Annotated in this window: 17 protein-coding genes; 8 read left to right on the top strand and 9 right to left on the bottom strand. The window is 66.5% G+C overall.

Annotated elements, in window-relative coordinates; translation table 11 throughout:
* Window positions 1-193 precede the first annotated feature (193 nt).
* Entirely contained in the window at window positions 194-676 is a 483-nt protein-coding gene (locus BMX17_RS02440; RefSeq protein WP_092657290.1) for a DUF7984 family protein, read from the bottom strand.
* 261 nt (window positions 677-937) lie between these two features.
* Between BMX17_RS02440 and BMX17_RS02435 the strand changes: the two genes are divergently transcribed.
* Entirely contained in the window at window positions 938-2863 is a 1926-nt protein-coding gene (locus BMX17_RS02435; protein WP_092657288.1) for a beta-CASP ribonuclease aCPSF1, read from the top strand.
* On the opposite strand, the gene BMX17_RS02430 is transcribed toward BMX17_RS02435, so the two are convergent.
* The 5 genes from BMX17_RS02430 to BMX17_RS25830 form a co-directional block, all read right to left on the bottom strand.
* Entirely contained in the window at window positions 2860-3210 is a 351-nt protein-coding gene (locus tag BMX17_RS02430) for a cupin domain-containing protein (protein WP_170845307.1), read from the bottom strand. The genes BMX17_RS02435 and BMX17_RS02430 overlap by 4 nt on opposite strands.
* 247 nt (window positions 3211-3457) lie before the next feature.
* A complete protein-coding gene (locus tag BMX17_RS02425; RefSeq protein ID WP_092657284.1) occupies window positions 3458-4513 on the bottom strand; it encodes a phosphotransferase family protein in 1056 nt (351 codons plus the stop codon).
* Entirely contained in the window at window positions 4506-5381 is an 876-nt protein-coding gene (locus BMX17_RS02420; protein WP_092657282.1) for an endonuclease III domain-containing protein, read from the bottom strand. The genes BMX17_RS02425 and BMX17_RS02420 overlap by 8 nt, the downstream gene beginning before the upstream one ends.
* Before the next feature lie 167 nt (window positions 5382-5548).
* A complete protein-coding gene (locus BMX17_RS02415) occupies window positions 5549-5962 on the bottom strand; it encodes a DUF371 domain-containing protein (protein WP_092657281.1) in 414 nt (137 codons plus the stop codon).
* Between the two features lie 39 nt (window positions 5963-6001).
* Window positions 6002-6148, bottom strand: coding sequence for a hypothetical protein (locus BMX17_RS25830; protein WP_170845306.1), 147 nt, complete (start codon window positions 6146-6148; stop codon window positions 6002-6004).
* A 135-nt stretch (window positions 6149-6283) separates the two neighbouring features.
* Between BMX17_RS25830 and BMX17_RS02410 the strand changes: the two genes are divergently transcribed.
* Together BMX17_RS02410 and BMX17_RS02405 are read left to right on the top strand one after the other, a co-directional pair.
* Window positions 6284-8134 carry a glycoside hydrolase family 2 protein gene (locus BMX17_RS02410; RefSeq protein ID WP_092657279.1) on the top strand — a complete coding sequence of 617 codons (1851 nt, stop codon included), beginning with the start codon at window positions 6284-6286 and terminating at the stop codon, window positions 8132-8134.
* Between the two features lie 248 nt (window positions 8135-8382).
* Window positions 8383-9273, top strand: coding sequence for a coiled-coil protein (locus BMX17_RS02405; RefSeq protein ID WP_092657277.1), 891 nt, complete (start codon window positions 8383-8385; stop codon window positions 9271-9273).
* 66 nt (window positions 9274-9339) lie between these two features.
* Here BMX17_RS02405 and BMX17_RS02400 read toward each other — a convergent pair whose 3' ends face one another.
* Window positions 9340-10107: a hypothetical protein gene (locus tag BMX17_RS02400; RefSeq protein ID WP_139203405.1), complete on the bottom strand. Its 768-nt coding sequence runs from the start codon at window positions 10105-10107 to the stop codon at window positions 9340-9342.
* 91 nt (window positions 10108-10198) lie between these two features.
* Between BMX17_RS02400 and sppA the strand changes: the two genes are divergently transcribed.
* Genes sppA through BMX17_RS02385 form a run of 3 tightly spaced genes read left to right on the top strand, consistent with a single transcriptional unit; the run spans window position 10199 to window position 13143 of the window.
* Window positions 10199-11200, top strand: a complete 1002-nt coding sequence (sppA, locus tag BMX17_RS02395) for a signal peptide peptidase SppA (protein WP_092657273.1) — start codon at window positions 10199-10201, stop codon at window positions 11198-11200.
* A 45-nt stretch (window positions 11201-11245) separates the two neighbouring features.
* Window positions 11246-12376, top strand: a complete 1131-nt coding sequence (locus BMX17_RS02390; RefSeq protein ID WP_092657271.1) for a DUF373 family protein — start codon at window positions 11246-11248, stop codon at window positions 12374-12376.
* Between the two features lie 44 nt (window positions 12377-12420).
* A complete protein-coding gene (locus BMX17_RS02385; protein ID WP_092657269.1) occupies window positions 12421-13143 on the top strand; it encodes a diphthine--ammonia ligase in 723 nt (240 codons plus the stop codon).
* 24 nt (window positions 13144-13167) lie between these two features.
* Here the strand turns inward: BMX17_RS02385 and BMX17_RS02380 are convergent, their stop codons facing one another.
* A complete protein-coding gene (locus BMX17_RS02380; protein ID WP_092657267.1) occupies window positions 13168-14133 on the bottom strand; it encodes a nucleotidyltransferase family protein in 966 nt (321 codons plus the stop codon).
* Window positions 14134-14253: 120 nt separating this feature from the next.
* On the opposite strand from BMX17_RS02380, the gene BMX17_RS02375 reads away from it, so the two are divergent.
* Together BMX17_RS02375 and BMX17_RS02370 are read left to right on the top strand one after the other, a co-directional pair.
* Window positions 14254-14550, top strand: a complete 297-nt coding sequence (locus BMX17_RS02375; protein WP_092657265.1) for a transcriptional regulator — start codon at window positions 14254-14256, stop codon at window positions 14548-14550.
* 109 nt (window positions 14551-14659) lie between these two features.
* Window positions 14660-15157 carry a hypothetical protein gene (locus BMX17_RS02370; RefSeq protein ID WP_139203404.1) on the top strand — a complete coding sequence of 166 codons (498 nt, stop codon included), beginning with the start codon at window positions 14660-14662 and terminating at the stop codon, window positions 15155-15157.
* On the opposite strand, the gene BMX17_RS02365 is transcribed toward BMX17_RS02370, so the two are convergent.
* The gene (locus BMX17_RS02365; RefSeq protein WP_092657261.1) at window positions 15145-15591 is read right to left on the bottom strand and encodes a Rieske (2Fe-2S) protein; all 447 of its coding nucleotides are present in this window, start codon (window positions 15589-15591) and stop codon (window positions 15145-15147) included. The two genes, BMX17_RS02370 and BMX17_RS02365, sit on opposite strands and share 13 nt — an antisense overlap.
* Between the last annotated feature and the right edge of the window lie 94 nt (window positions 15592-15685).

The following is a 15685-nucleotide window of genomic DNA, read 5'->3' as shown; positions in this document are numbered from 1 at the left end:
CCCCGGAGAGCGTATGGGAACATATAGCCCGATGGCTGAGGGGGCCATCGGGGATCGACCCGTGGTCCGGGCCTCCGACGGTACCTGGGGGGGTACAGGGGGCACTGGGGTGGGGTCACGAGGGTGGCACCGACACGCGCTCGCCGTTCTCCGGTTTCCGATTCGTCCCGAAGCGCCCGCGTCGCGCAGTCGCTCACTCGCTCGCGAACGGACTCGTCGTCTCGGTCCACTCCCAGCCGGGGAGCCGCGTCTGGAACCCGGCGGCCAGCGCGGCGTCGAGATCGTCCGCGCCGGCCGACGCGTCGGCGTCGCCGTCCGTCAGCACGTCCGCGTAGTGGAACGTCGCTTCGCCGAGCAACCGGAGCGGCTGGCCGCCAGCGAGCATCCCGGCCAGTTCCCGACCGAGCAGTTCGTCCACGACGAACCCCGGGTAGTCCCCGTTCACGTCGAGGTCGCGCAGGAGGCGGACGAGGGCCGCGACGTTGACCGCCAGGTCGCCGTCCGCGAACACCTCGTCGACCGCCCGGTGGTACTGGTCGCCGGTCACGCTGGCGACCTCCGTGTCGAACTGCTCGCCCAGGTCGGTACGGACGGTGTCGATCAGGGCGACGATCGTCGGTGCGCGGTCACGGACCCACTCGTGTTCGGTGGCGACGACGGACGCGGAGACGTGCATGGGCCACCTTCGTGGCGAAATACCTACTGTTTTGCGAAGGCTTTTATAATGGAGGGGCAATAGAGGCGGATACAGGCCGGTTTTCCGGACTCATCCTGCAGCGACGAGTTCGGACCGCTTATAGCGGATCACACAAGACACTATGACCCTTACAGGAGACAGCCTGTGTCCCGCCGCGTGGGGGCCGGTGGGGACGACCCCCATCGATCACCATCGGTGTTCGATTCGGACACAGGACCGCTTTTCGGCCACTTTCGAGCTATGAGTACGGTAGAAAATCAGTTAGACGAGTTGAAAGCAGAGATCGTCAGCGAAGTTCCCGACGACATTTCGATCTCGGACGTCCAGTACGAAGGACCGGAACTTGTCGTGTACACGCGCGACCCGAAGAAGTTCGCCCAGAACGGCGATCTCATCCGGCAACTGGCGAGCCAGTTGCGCAAGCGCATCACCGTCCGGCCCGATCCGGACGTGCTGTCGGTGCCCGACAAGGCTCGCGAGCAGATTATGGACGTGACGCCGGAGGAAGCCGGTATCACGGATCTGGACTTCCACGCCGACACCGGCGAGGTCGTCATCGAGGCCGAGAAACCCGGCATGGTGATCGGTCGGCACGGATCGACACTCCGTGAGATCACCCAGAAGGTCGGCTGGACTCCCGAGGTCGTCCGGACGCCCCCCATCGAGTCCTCGACGGTCTCGAACGTGCGGAACTTCCTCAAACAGGAACGCGACGAGCGCCGGGACATCCTCGAACGGATCGGCCGCCAGATCCACCGCGAGGAGATGTCCGACGACGAGTGGGTGCGCATCACCACTCTCGGGTGCTGTCGCGAGGTCGGACGCGCGGCCTTCATCGTCTCGACGCCCGAGACCCGCGTCCTCGTCGACTGCGGCGACAAGCCCGGTGCCGAAGACGAGGTGCCCTACCTGCAGGTGCCCGAAGCACTGGGGTCGGGTGCGAACTCGCTCGACGCGGTCGTGTTGACCCACGCCCACCTCGACCACTCGGCGCTTATCCCGCTTTTGTTCAAGTACGGCTACGACGGCCCGATCTACTGCACCGAACCCACGCGGGACCTGATGGGTCTGCTCACGCTGGACTACCTCGACGTGGCGGCCAAAGAGGGCCGCGCGCCGCCCTACGAGTCCGAGATGGTCCGGGAGGCGATCAAACACTGTATCCCACTCGAGTACGGCGACGTGACGGACATCTCGCCGGACATCAAGCTGACCCTCCACAACGCGGGGCACATCCTCGGGTCTTCCATCGCGCACTTCCACGTCGGCGACGGGCTCTACAACGTCGCCTTCTCCGGTGACATCCACTACGAGGACACCCGCCTGTTCAACGGCGCGGTCAACGAGTTCCCCCGCGTGGAGACGCTCGTCCTCGAATCCACCTACGGCGGTCGCAACGACTACCAGACCGACCAGGAAGATTCCGAGCGCAAACTGAAGAAAGTCATCAACGAGACCTACGACGACGGTGGGAAGATCTTGATTCCCGCGTTCGCGGTGGGTCGCTCCCAGGAGATGATGCTCGTCATCGAGGAGGCGATGCGCAGTGGCGACATTCCCGAGATGCCCGTGCACCTCGACGGGATGATCTGGGAGGCGACGGCGATCCACACCACCTACCCGGAGTACCTGCGCGACGACCTGCGCGACCGGATCTTCCACGAGGACGAGAACCCGTTTCTGGCCGACCAGTTCAACCACATCGACGGCGGCGAGGAGGAACGCCAGGAAGTCGCCGACGGCGGCCCCGCGATCGTCCTCTCGACCTCCGGGATGGTCACCGGTGGGCCGATCATGTCCTGGCTCGAACACCTCGGGCCGGACCCGGACACCACCCTGACCTTCGTCGGCTATCAGGCACAGGGGACGCTCGGCCGAAGCATCCAGCGTGGCCAGGACAAGGTGCCGCTGGGCAACAGCCGCGGCCGCGGTCGCTCGGACTCGCTGACGCTGAACTGTAACGTCGAGACCGTCGACGGGTTCTCCGGCCACGCCGACCGCCAGGGGCTAGAGAACTTCGTGAAGACGATGAACCCCCGTCCGGAGAAGGTGCTCTGTGTCCACGGCGACGAGTCCTCCACGCAGGACCTGTCCTCGGCGCTGTACCACGAGTTCAATATGCGAACGTTCGCGCCCAAGAACCTGGAGACGTTCCGGTTCCTCTAGGGCTTCCAGACGGTGTCGTCTTCGGTCAGATCGGCCTTGAACACGAGGATGCGGAACGGTTCGTCGGACTCGTTGTACACTTCGTGAACGTCGCCCGGTTCGCAGACGACGACGTCGCCAGCCGCCGGTGTCACTTCGGTCCCGTCGATCACGAACCGCCCGCCGGCCTGCTGGACGTAGAACACTTCCCGCGTCTCACGGTGAAGGTGGGGCTCGACGTGTTCGCCTGGCGGTACCTCGACCACCTGTAGCAGGTTCCCCTCGGCACCGATGTCGTCCTCGGTCGCCAAGACCTGCTTCCGATAACTGTCCCGCTCTTTCCACTCGGAGGGTGCCGGTCGTTTCACGACTCCTCTCTGGCGGCCGACGCGCTTCAATTTTCACCACTGTTGGATGTCCGGGAATCCATCCGGCCACGTCGACCGTACCTTTATATCCCGAACCGCGACCAGCCCCGTCCGTGACCTGACTGCGGCCGCGGAGCGAACTGGGCGGGTGTGTGACACGCCGCTCCGCCGGATACCCCCGTGTCGCCTGCCCGCTCACTCTCCAGGCCGTCGAGATGACGGTCACAGCGGGGTCACCCGCTCGGATTCACCGTTCGTCCCCTTCTATTATTCGCTCTGCGCGCTCCAGTAGCGCCGGAACTGCGTCGGCCATCACCGCGAACGCCGGGCGGTCGGACTCGCCTCGGAGATGCCGGAGATAGTATCCCTCACAGACGGCGGCCTGTTCGTAGACCGCCAGCGCGCGGTAGAACCGACTATCCGTGAACGTCCGTCCGGTGGCATTCTCGTAGCGGTCCGCGAGTGCCGACCGTGACGGGAACCCCTCGCGCGTCGTGAACCCGGGGACCACAGCCGTCGGAAGTCCCGCACGCTCGCGCTCGTCCTCGAACCAGAACGCCGTCAGTCGGCCGAGGTCCACCAGTGGATCGCCGGCACCCGCTCGCTCCCAGTCCAGGACCCCCACCAGCTCCGGCGGCGTCGACCGACTGAACGCCACGTTCGCCAGCGTGTAGTCGCCGTGGATCAGCGTGCGGTCCGTCGACGCGGGGGCGTTCGCGGCGAGCCAGTCGGCCACCGCGTCCGCGCCCGGAATCTCCCGGTCGGTGTCGGCGCGGTAGCGGTCGAATCGCTCGCGCCACATCTCGACCCGAGCTGGGTGGTCCGAATGCCCGAGATCGGACAGCCCTACGTCGTCGGGATCGACGGCGTGGATCGACGCGAGCGTGTCGACGAGTTCCTCGGCGACCGTCTCCCGATAGGCCGGCGTCGCGTACTCGACGGGCTCGCCGTGGCGGAGTACGTCCCCCGAGACCCGTTGCTGGACAGTGAACGACGCGCCGGCGACGGACCCGTCCTCACAGGAAAGCACCGGCCGCGGCGTCGGCACGTCGGTCCAGTCCAGCGCCGACAGCACCCGGTACTCCCGGCGCAGGTCGTGGCTCTCCCGCGTCGTCTCGGAGAGCGGCGGCCGCCGGAGGACGAACCGTCGCGAGTCCCAGCCGAGAAACAGCGTCTCGTTTCCCAGTCCGGCGTCGTGGTGGCTGAGCGACCACGTCTCGGCCCGGCCAAGCCGCTCCGCGACCCTGCTGTAGACGCCTTCGGTATCGAGATACTGACTCGCGCCGCCGGCGGTCTCAGTCATCGGCCACCCCGGCCTCGGCTGGATCGGTCACGTCGCCACTCGTCGGGTCGACGCCGATCTGATCGCAGAGATCGGCCATCGGACAGGCCTCGGGGTCGTCGAGACAGTCGGGCTTGCGCGCCGAACAGTACTCGCGGCCGAACTGGATCATCGCCGTGTGACCGAACCCACACTTCTCGCCGGGCACGTCGCGTTCGAGGTGTTCCCGGACGGTCTCGTGGTCCGCGTCCGGCGGCGCGAGTCCGATCCGGCGTGCGATGCGGTGGACGTGTGTGTCCACGGGAAAGACACCGTCACGGCCGCCGGCGAACAGCAACACGCAGTCGGCCGTCTTGGGGCCGACGCCGGTCATGTCGAGCAGGGTGTCCCGGACCGTCCCGGAGTCGTCCTCGCGGACGAAGGCGTCGAACGCGTCTTCGCCGCCGTACTCCGCGACGATCCGGTCGGCGATGGCGATGATCCGTTCGGACTTCTGGTTGTAGAGCCCGGCCGAACTGATCGTCTCGGCGAGTTCGGGCTGGTCGGCGCTGGCGAGAGCCTCTGCGAGGTCTCCCTCCGCTCGCGGCTCGCTTCGCTCACCGCTCGCGCTATTCGAGGTGCTCCGCACCTCGCGGCCCCCATAGCGATCCATCAGGGCGTCGTGGGCGGGCTGGCTGGCCACGTCGCTCGTGTTCTGGCTGAGGATCGTGCGGACGAGACACTCGAATGCGTCCCGGCCGCCGTAGGACTTCTGCCAGTAGCGGTCACCGAGACGGTCGACGACGGCCTCGGCGCGGGTCGCCGGCGCGTCGGCGTCGAAGGTATCGGCGTAGCCGCCGTCCGCGCTCCCGCCGCTGATGTTCTCGGCCGGCTCGGGGTCGTCGGACATACCCCGTCTAGCGACCCAGCCTCAAAAGGCTCACCGGATCGCTCAGAGCCGGACGCCAACGCCGGGGGACTGTTCCCGCCGTGGTCTAGTCGGAGCGCCATCACGAATTCGACAAGAATCGCTGGTGTCACTTCCATTCCAGACGCGGACGTGAATCGCTGGCAGACTCACTCGACGGTCAGCGTCACGGTTAGATCCGCGCCGTCGGCCAGCGCCGTCACGAGGTCACGATCCAGGTCGCCCGCTGCCTTGTCGGCCTCGACCAGAATCGTCCGGTCGTCCACGTAATCGCTCGTGCGGCCGACGGCACTGCGATCGTTCTCGAAGGCGAGGTCGGGGTGGCCGCGGCCGGTGACGGTCTCGGTGTAGCCCTCGACCTCAAGCGTGACGGTGATCGTCGCGTCGGCCGACTGGCAGGCGGCGACGAACTCGGGGTCGAAGTCGGCGGGAACGCGGTCGGCGGAGATCCCGAGGATGCAGTCGCCGGCCGGGGTGAGGTAGTCGTCGCTCGTGACCTCGAGGGTACTCGCGTGTTCGGCCGAGACGTGCTCGTGGCCGCGTGCGCGAATGACTTCTTCCATGCCCCGGCGTTCCCGCCCGGCCCACTTCAGCGGGTCGTTTCAGCGCGCGACGGTGATGATCACGGTGCCACAGGCACACTCGTAGGCGCGACGCTCGCCGCCCTCGGTCCGGTAGGTGAGCCGGAGCGACTCCTCGCGGAGTTCCCGCTCGCAACCGCTACAGGTACAGGACAGTTCTTCGATCATGTCAGCAGAGACGAGCGGATCGGGTATCAAAGCGAGCCGTCCGCGGAGTGAAAGTGAAAGTGGTCGGGCGGTGGCCACTTCGAGGGCCGAATATCGCGTAAAGGATATGGCACAGGCGGACGCCCGGACACGTATATGCTGGGCGAGTGGACTGGGACGTCGGTCGAGCCGGGGGCGGGCAAACCCGAGCCGGACGTGTGGACGCCGGTGGAGATACCGGGGCGGCCACAGGTGTTCGCCGACGCCGACGCTGCCGCGTACCGCTCCGTGTTCGACGACCCCCGGTCGGGCGACGAGGACCGCGCCGTCATCGAGTTGCGAGGACTGTTCGCCCACGCACGCATCTGGCTCAACGGCGACCTCGTCGGTGAACACGACGCGTACTTCCGCCCCTTCCGCCACTCGTTCGAACCCGAAGACCAGAACGAACTGATCGTCGAGTGCCGGCCGCCCGAGGATCGGTTCGGCGGCGTCCACGACACCAACCTCGTCCCGGAGAGCGACCGCATCCCCGGCATCTGGTGGGACGCGAGCGTCGAGACCCACCCCGGCACGTTCGTCTACGAACTGGACGTTCACCCGCGGCTCGTCGACGGGAACGCCGAGATCGACGTTCGGGCGGTCGTCGAGACGGACACCGACCTCGACGACCGGGTGACGTTCTCCCTGCGCCCGGAGGGGGAGTTTCAGAGTCGGGGTATGATGGATCGAGCGGCCGTCGAGGCCGACGCTGGCGAACGGGCCGTCGTCGAGCACACCATCGACGTGCGCGACCCCTCGCTGTGGTGGCCCCGCGAACTGGGACCCCAGCACCAGTACGCCGTCCGGGCGAAGATCGGCGATGCGACCCGGTCGGTCGTGACCGGCCTGTGCTCCGTCGACCGCGACGCCGACGGCCTGGTCGTCAACGGCGAACGGGTCCCCGGCCGGGGCGTCACGCTCCTCTCGGCGACGCCCGGCGACATCGACCGGGCCGTCGAGGCTAATGCGACGGTCGTTCGGATGCACGCCCACGCACCCGACCCCGCCGTCTACGAGGCCTGCAACGAGGCTGGCCTGCTGGTCTGGCAGGACCTCCCCTTGACCGGTCCCGGCACGTTCGACGCCGACCGCGGCCAGGAGCTCGCGGCCGCACTCGACCGGACCTACGGTCGTCACCCGTCGTTGTTCGCCTACAGCGTCCACGACGACCCGCTCGACCTCGTCTCCGACCCGCTCGGGTCCGGAACCCTCGACCGGTTGCGCCTGCGATGGCGGGCCTGGCGCGCCAGCTACGACCGCGGGCCGGCCGAGTCGGTCGCCGCGGGGTTTCCTGCGGACCGACTCGTCCTCCCCGTCGTCGGCGCGCTCGGCAGTGGGGCCGACGCGCCGACGCTGTATCCGGGCTGGGACTACGGGGACGCCGACGACGTGGGCTGGGTCCTCGACACGTTCGAGGTCGGTGGCGTCGTCGGCGAGTTCGGGGCCGGTGCGTTCGGTGCCGTCATGCCCGACGACGATCCGGCCTTCGACCGGGCGAAACACGACGCTCACGTCGACGGCGGCACCGACGCGTCACAGGCCTACCAGGCTCGGGTGGTCAAACGCATCGCGGAAGAACTCCGACGGCGCGATACCTCGCTGTTCGCCGCCCACACCCTCCGGGACGCCACGCCTGCGGGGATGGGCGTCGTCGAACGCGATGGCGACCCGAAGACCGGCTACCGGGCGCTTCGTGCGGCCTACGAGCCCGTCCAGGCCACACTCGCCGCGCCGGGCCCCGGAGAGACGACGCCGCTGACGGTCGTCAACGACGAGCGGGAACGGATCTCGGGAACCGTCGAGTGGTCGGCCGGCGACGAGGGCGGCGAGGTCGAGGTCAGCGTCGACGCCGGGGACACCGCGACCCCGGATACCATCCCGATTCCGGCCGACGCGGCGTCGGTCACGCTGTCGCTGTCGCTCCCGGATCGGGTCGTCGAAAACACCTATCGATTCGACGGGTGAGCTCCCGGTCGTGTGAGGTGTTGTCGTGGTCCCGTCGGGCGTTTGGTAGCTGTTTTCATGGGGGTTGGCGACCGGAATATTTAAATTGTCTTCGCCAGTAGTATGAGGCACCAGAACGCCTCCAGCGTTCCGGCAGTATCGTGCGATGCCCGTAGAATGACAGGGAATCCTACTTATCAGGTGCTGGCTGTCGCCACGCAGTCCCAACTGTCGCGTGCTGGAGCGGTAATGGCATAGAGGTGTAAACTATGGCAGAGTCAATCGACGAATCCGAAAATCTCGAAGTAACAGACGACGACATCGAAAACAAATCGAAAGGCGAACTGATCAAACTCGCCGGTCAACTCCGTGACCGACGAAACGATCTGAACCAGCTCGCGTCCGAGCGTGCGTCCAAGCGGGACGACCTGAACGCGAAGACTCGCGAGAAGGTCGACGAAGCGCAGGAACACCGCGAGAAGCGCGACGAGCTCAACTCCCAGGTCCAAGAGCACAAGGAGAAGCGCAACGAGCTCAACGCCGAGGCCAACGAGCTGTTCGATCAGGTCGAGGAGATGAAATCCGACCTCGAACTCGACGAGGGAAGCTCCATCGACCAGCTCAAAGAGGAGATCGAGGACCTGGAGTTCAAACAGCAGACCGAAGTACTCAACCCGGAAGAAGAGCGGGAACTGATCGAGAAGATCGAGGACAAACGGGAACAGCTCCAGGAGAAACAGGAGAAGCTCGATCAGACCGGTGACGTCGAGGAACTCAAAGAGGAAGCCGAAGAGATCCGCTCGGAGGCCTCCCAGCACCACCAGGAAGTCACGGAACTCGCCGACGAGGCCCAGAAACATCACAACCAGATGATCGAGGCCTACCGCGAGGCCGACGAGATCCGTGACGAAGCCGACGAGATGCACGAGAAGTTCGTGGAGGCCCAGGAGGCGGCCGACCAGCACCACGAGGACTTCGTGCGCGTCCAGAAGCGCCTGCGCGAACTCGACAAGAAAGAAGAGGAAGAGGAACGCAGCAAGCGCGAGGAAGAGCAGGAAGCCGCACGCGAGGAGGCCGAGGAGATCTACCAGAAGTTCAAGGAAGGCGAGACCCTCGACACCGAGGACCTGATGAAGCTCCAGAAGACGGGGCTGCTCTAGACGACGCGAGATTCTCTTTCGTTTTCGACCGGCCAGTGGCCACGCTGGTTCGACGGCGACCCGCCGTCAGAGCCGTTCGAGTCTGAAGAACTCGTGTGAGACTTCACAGCCACGGCCGAGTGCGAAGCCGGCCCGGAACCGCTCGCTCTCACCGATGGCGTCGCTCACGTCGACGGCCACGTCGAAGCGCTCGCTGTCGCGCCGGACGCTCGTCACTGTCGCCGTGTCGAGATCCACCGTCACCGAGTAGTCGTGCCACGCCGACTCGCCGATGTGGGGGCCGACCTCGACCGTCCGACCGGTCATCTCCGCCCCGTTCTGGTTGACCGCAAGCTCCGTGTGATTGTAATTGTCGAGTTCGACGAGCTCGACTTTGTTCTCGGTCGACTGGAAGTACAGTTCGCCGACGGTTCCGTCCCAGGAGTCGGGGTCGTCGAGGCGGACTCGGGATTCGATCCGGACGGTCCCTTCGACAGCGAAGGTCTCGACGGTGCTGAGCTTCCCCCCGTCGTTCTCGCGTTTCGGCGAGTCGTTGTAGAGGGCCCCGTCGCTGACGTCGACGGTCTCGTCGTCGCCGCGGTCGACGATCCAGCGGTCCGTGTCGATCCGGGCGCCCTCGAACTCGTCGGCGAACAGCGTGCCCGTCGCGGGGCCGTCGGTCGCTGTGGATTCCGGCTCCTCCGTCGCCGGTGACCCGTCGTCCTCGTCGGGATCGTCCTGCTCGGAGGACTCCGCGAGCAGTCCCGTACACCCCGCGAGAAATCCGGCGCTGCCTGCGGCCGTCGCCGCGAGGACTCGTCTGCGCGTCCGGCCGCTCGTCTCGTTCGATTTCACACACATTCTGTCTGACAGGTTCTGAAAAATACGTCGATCACCGTCGGTCGAAGGCTGGTAGTTTTACTGTCTCGGGTCCCGAGACTCTGGTATGAGCGGTGGACAAGGACGGTTGCGGGCGCTGGGTCGCGGCGTCGTCGCACTCGTCTGTGTGATCGGGATCGTCGCGCTCGCGTGGCTACTGCTGGTCCGCTATCCACAGGACTTGACGACGTTGCTCGGGGTCGTGCTGGTCGTGTCGCTCCTCCCGCTGGCCGTTCGGGCGGGCGGGTCCGTGGCAAGCGCCGTCCTCCCGGGGTACAACGTCGCGGAGGTCGCGGTCGAAGGACCGATCACGCGATCGACGAGTAGCAGTCTCGTCTCCAGTCCGACCGGGGCCGACGCGGACGCCATCGTCGAGCAGATCGAACGGGCCGACGACGGGGCGGCCGAGGCTCTGCTGGTGAAACTCAACACGCCCGGTGGGGAGATCGTCCCGAGTGAAGACATCCGGCTGGCCGCCGAGCGGTTCGACGGCCCGACCGTCGCGTACGCGACGGACGTGTGCGCGAGCGGGGGGTACGACATCGCCAGCGGCTGTGACGAGCTGTGGGCGCGCCGCGGGAGCATCGTCGGCTCCATCGGCGTGATCGGCTCGCGGGTCAACGTCAGCGATCTGGCCGAGGAACTCGGGGTGAGCTACGAGCAGTTCACCGCCGGCGAGTACAAGGACGCCGGCCTGCCACTCAAGGACCTCTCGGAGGACGAACGCGAGTACCTCCAGGGGATCGTCGACGACTACTACGACGACTTCGTCGACACCGTCGCCGAGGGGCGGGACATGGACCCCCAGCGGGTCCGCGAGACGGAAGCCCGGATCTACCTCGGCGGGGAGGCTAACGACATCGGACTGGTCGACGAGATCGGGACCCGCGAGGACGTGGAGGCCCGCCTCGAACAGCACCTCGGCAAGCCGGTCAGCGTCCGGGAGTTCACGCCGTCGCTGGGCCTCCGGGATCGCATCGGTGGTGGGGCGGCGTCGATCGCCTACGCGTTCGGTGCCGGAGTCGCCAGCGTGTTCGACGACGCCGACGGGTTCGACTTCCGGCTCTGAGGCGGCCTGCAATGTTTTTTATCCGTCGGGCTACCACAATCGGTCGTGACCACGTTGGTGGCGTGTATCGACCGGACGGGGAACATCGGTGCGGAGCCGCCGGTCGTGGGCTGGGAGGCCGTCCAGTCGCTCGTGACGGATCTGGGCGTGGCCGACCCCGAGGACAGCCGCGTCAACTGCGTCCTCGAAGCGTTGCGTGTCACGCGAGACCTGCGCGACGACGGCGAGGACGCGGTGGTCGCGGTGCTCTCGGCGGCCGGTGACTCCGTTTCGGCCGACCGCGCGGTCGCGCGCCAGACCGAACAGCTGGTCGACGAGCACGACCTCGAATCGGCGGTCGTGGTCGTCGACAGCGCCGAGGACGAACGGCTGGTGCCCATCGTCGAGAGTCGCGTGCGCGTGGACGCGGTGGATCGGGTCGTCGTCCGGCAGGCCCGCGACATCGAATCCACCTACTACCTGCTCAAACAGTTCCTCGCCGACGAGGAACTCCGGAAGACGGTCCTCGTTCCGGTCGGCGTCGCCATGCTCGCGTTCCCGGCCCTGATGACGCTCGCGGACAGCCCCGCCGTCGCGGCCGGTGCCATCACCGCCGTCATCGGCGTCTTCTTCCTCTACAAGGGGCTGGGTATCGACTCCGTGCTGGCTTCCTTGCCAGGTCAGGTCCAGAACGCCCTCTATTCCGGGCGAGTGTCACTCGTCACCTACGTCGTGGCCGTCGGACTGGCACTGATCGGCGTGTTCGCAGGTGCCATCGGTGTGTCGGCGACCGGGAACGACGCGCCCTTCATCCTCGCGATGCGCTTTGCCTTCGACGCGATCCCGTGGCTGACCGCGGCGGCCTTTGCCGGCTCCACTGGCCGCCTGCTCGACGAGATCATCCGTGACGACCGGGTGCGTAGCGCCTACGTCAATCTCCCATTCGGTGCGGTCGCGGTCGGGCTCGTGGTTCGCGGTTTCTCGGCGTTCTTCCTGGAGAGCGCGGGCGTGTTTTCGTCGTTCGAGATGCCCGCGATGGATTTCGGTGCCGTCTCGATCCAGGGAATGACACTGGAACCCCGGGTCCGCCTGTTGCTCTTTATCCTCGCGGGCATCTTCGTCTCGCTGGTCGGGGTGCGCTTTTCCTCGTACTTCAACGAGTCCGACCTCGAAGAGGAACTCGCCGAACAGCAGTGACTGCGGACCGGTGTGGATTTACGCGGCCGCCGACAACCGCCGATATGGCAGACGACGGCGCGTGGGTCAGTCTCTTCTCGGGCGGCAAGGACTCCTCGTGGGCGCTGTACCGCGCGCTCGAAGCGGGACTGGCGGTCGAGCGACTCGTCACCGTCCACCCCGAGGGCGACTCCTATATGTACCACGTCCCGGCGACCGATCTCGCAGCGCTGGCCGCGGAGAGCGTCGACATCCCGCTGGTCGACGTGCATCCCGACGACTTCGAGGCGGCCGCGGCGACCGACGCGGGCGAGCAGGGCGACGCGGAACTGGAACCGCTTGAGGTTGCCCTCCGCGAACTGAACGCGGAACTCGACGGCGGCATCGCCGGGCTGACCGCGGGCGCGGTCGAGAGCGAGTACCAGACCAGTCGGATCGAGGCGATGGCCGACCGGCTCGGGGCCGATCTGTTCGCGCCGCTCTGGCAGGAAGACCCCCGTGACCTCGCCGACGCGATGCTCGATGCGGGCTTCGAGATCCGGATCATCCAGGTTGCGGCCTACGGACTGGACGAGTCCTGGCTCGGCCGGACGCTCGACCGGGACGCGCTGGCGGACCTCGAAGCCCTCCACGACGAGTACGGCGTCCACATCCTCGGCGAGGGCGGCGAGTTCGAGACGCTGGTGACCGACGGGCCACACATGGATCGGCCGATCCGACTCGACTACGACACCGTCTGGGAGGGGTCACGAGGGTACATCGAGATCGAGGACGCCTGGCTGGAGTGAGCGGATAAAGAGGCGACCGGTTCGTCAGTTGCCGTTCGTGATCTGGGTGTGCGCGCCGATCAGCGCGCCCGCGAGGTCGAGGTTCTCGACGTGGGTCTCCTTGTCGATGATCGAGTCCCGGATCTCACAGTCCTCGATGGTGGCGTCGGAGAAGACGACGGCGGACTCGACGGTCGAGTCGATCACCTCGGCACCCGGGAGGATGTGGACGTTCTCGCCGATCTCCGAGCCCTCGATGGTCGCGCTCTCGGCGATCAGGCGGCCGCCGTCGAGTTCCCAGGCGACGGCTTCGAGGTAGCTCTCGGGGGTCCCGATGTCGTACCAGGCGTCGTCGAAGGCGAAGGCGTAGGTGTCCTCGCGGGACTGGAGCCACTGGATGAACCAGCCCGGTTCGTCCGGGTTGTTCTCGCCGTCGAGATACTCCGAAAAGCGGATGCTCTCGGCGGGGAACGCGTAGCAGGCGATCGAGACCAGGGTGCTGTTGGGATCGTCGGGCTTCTCTTGGAAGTCGACGACCTGCTCGCCCGCCAGTTCGACGAGGCCGTAGGACTTGGCCTTCTCGCGAGTGCCAACGTCGTACGCGGCCAGTGTCGGCGCGCCTTTCTCCTCGAAATAGTCCAGAAACTCCGAGGTATCGAAGCCCATCAGGTTGTCACCGGCAACGACGAGCAGGTCGTCGTCGACGTTCTCGCGCTCGACCAGCTGGGCCAGCGCGCCGACGACGCCGAACTTCTCGTCTTCTTCCGTCGTCTCCTCGATGGAGAGCTGGGGCTTCTCGTAGCCCTCCGCTTCGATGTGCGCCTCGAAGTCCGGCGCGAACCGCTCGTTGGTGCTGACGTAGACATCGTCGATGCGGTCGTCGGTCTCCAGTTGCGTGAGGATGCGATCGATGACGGTCGTTTCCCCCACCGGGAGGAGCATCTTCGGCCTGTGTTTCGTGACCGGCCACAGCCGCGTCGCGTAGCCCCCGGCGAGAACCACTGCTTCCATGTTCGGAGCGTCACTCCATGGGGCTAAGTTCTTTTTGGAGCCCGCACGATTGGGCACTGTCCCTCCGCAGTCGCTTGCATCGTCCAGAAGAGGTATGGTAGTCCCACGCAAACGACCGCTATGCGCGAGGCGAAGACGGACAAGACGACCCGCCAGCGCGTGGCCGATCGGCTCCGTGAAGGGGCGATGCCCGCCGGGGCGATCGCCCGGGAGTTCGAGATCGAGGCGAGTGCGGCGATCAGCCACGTCGAACACATCGCCCAGTCGCTCGAACACACCGACGAGCAGTTGCTCGTCGCGCCGCCGACCTGTCGCGACTGCGGGTTCGACGACTTCGACGACCTCCTGAACCGACCCGGCCGCTGTCCGGAGTGTAAAAGCGAGAGCGTCGACGAACCGACCTTCCGTATCGAGTAACGCCTGTCGATCCCGACGGGAGCGGGATGCTCTCGCGGGTCGGGTATCGAGACCGACACGGGACTCGAAAGTAGCAAACTATAGGTCGTTCAACGGGGATGAGGGGAACGTGCGCGGAACAGTGGGCGCCGTCGTGCGGACGGCACTGGTGGCTGTGGGGATCGCGGTCTTGCTGACCGGCATCGTGACGCTCGCGTTTCCGCAACTGCTGACCGCGGTCCTGGAAGGAGGCCAGCAGGAACCGGACATTCCGAGTCAGCGCGGCCGAACGCCCGGGTGGGGTATGGACACCCTGGTTACGTCGATCGTGGGGATCGTCGGTGGGATGACGATCACCGCCGCGGGACTGGCGGTTCCCGGGCGGTCGTCCCGACTGCTCCTTCGCGAGCAGGCGTTCACCAGAACCCAGCGGATCTCCGTCCTTCTGGGCGCGGTCTTCGCGGTCGGCCCACCGACACTGCTGGCCGCCGGCATCGATTTCGGAAACTCGCTTTTCGCCCTGCTCGGGTCGGTCCTGCTGGCGGTCGTCGGGGCGCTGATGGTCCTCGTGGGAACCACGCGCGGCCTCCGGACGAACCAGCGCCGACAGCCGAGTCAGAACTCGTAGTTCGACTTCGATGACAGATCGAGCTCGTCCTGCTCACCTGGCCCGACACCGACGAAGGCGTAGTCCTCGTCGGTCAGGTAGACGGCCCCGTCGGCGATGCCAATCTCGACGGCCTGCAGGTACGCGCCCTCACAGGGGCCGTAGGTACACAGCCCGGACTCGGTCTCGAAGTACGCGCCGTGGTTGGCACAGACCACTTCGCCGTCCCGCATCGGCGCGCCCGACCCCTTGTCGAGTTTGATGTGCGTGAAGTGCTGGCAGTAGTTGAGCCAGCAAGCCAGTTCTCCCGGGTCTCCCTCGCCGTCACCGCCCTCCGTGACCCGGACGATGATCGCCTCCTTCTGCTCGTCTGTCTCACGATCTCGGACCCGGAACAGGAAGGTCGAATCCGTCGGCACGTCGTCGACGGCCGCGATCCGGCTATCCTCGTCCATGTCGGATTCTGTACCGTCGCGGGTTTCAACGCCTCGGTTCGAGGTGATTCGCGGCGGCAGTTAAAGCGAACGTGACAATTGGGGCGCTAGCTTA

Source organism: Halorientalis persicus, assembly GCF_900110215.1.
Lineage (GTDB): Archaea > Halobacteriota > Halobacteria > Halobacteriales > Haloarculaceae > Halorientalis > Halorientalis persica.
The sequence above is the reverse complement of the archived record's forward strand: the minus strand, read 5'-3'. Positions and strand labels throughout refer to the sequence as shown.

Coding starts and splice junctions, on each gene's coding strand:
- BMX17_RS02420 (WP_092657282.1), bottom strand. CDS start 5,381: ATGTCCGACGACCCCGAGCCGGCCGAGAACATCAGCGGCGGGAGCGCG.
- BMX17_RS02385 (WP_092657269.1), top strand. CDS start 12,421: ATGGCAGACGACGGCGCGTGGGTCAGTCTCTTCTCGGGCGGCAAGGAC.
- BMX17_RS02415 (WP_092657281.1), bottom strand. CDS start 5,962: ATGGAAGAAGTCATTCGCGCACGCGGCCACGAGCACGTCTCGGCCGAA.
- BMX17_RS02435 (WP_092657288.1), top strand. CDS start 938: ATGAGTACGGTAGAAAATCAGTTAGACGAGTTGAAAGCAGAGATCGTC.
- BMX17_RS02365 (WP_092657261.1), bottom strand. CDS start 15,591: ATGGACGAGGATAGCCGGATCGCGGCCGTCGACGACGTGCCGACGGAT.
- BMX17_RS02425 (WP_092657284.1), bottom strand. CDS start 4,513: ATGACTGAGACCGCCGGCGGCGCGAGTCAGTATCTCGATACCGAAGGC.
- BMX17_RS02410 (WP_092657279.1), top strand. CDS start 6,284: ATGCTGGGCGAGTGGACTGGGACGTCGGTCGAGCCGGGGGCGGGCAAA.
- BMX17_RS02405 (WP_092657277.1), top strand. CDS start 8,383: ATGGCAGAGTCAATCGACGAATCCGAAAATCTCGAAGTAACAGACGAC.
- BMX17_RS02380 (WP_092657267.1), bottom strand. CDS start 14,133: ATGGAAGCAGTGGTTCTCGCCGGGGGCTACGCGACGCGGCTGTGGCCG.
- BMX17_RS02375 (WP_092657265.1), top strand. CDS start 14,254: ATGCGCGAGGCGAAGACGGACAAGACGACCCGCCAGCGCGTGGCCGAT.
- BMX17_RS25830 (WP_170845306.1), bottom strand. CDS start 6,148: ATGATCGAAGAACTGTCCTGTACCTGTAGCGGTTGCGAGCGGGAACTC.
- sppA (WP_092657273.1), top strand. CDS start 10,199: ATGAGCGGTGGACAAGGACGGTTGCGGGCGCTGGGTCGCGGCGTCGTC.
- BMX17_RS02440 (WP_092657290.1), bottom strand. CDS start 676: ATGCACGTCTCCGCGTCCGTCGTCGCCACCGAACACGAGTGGGTCCGT.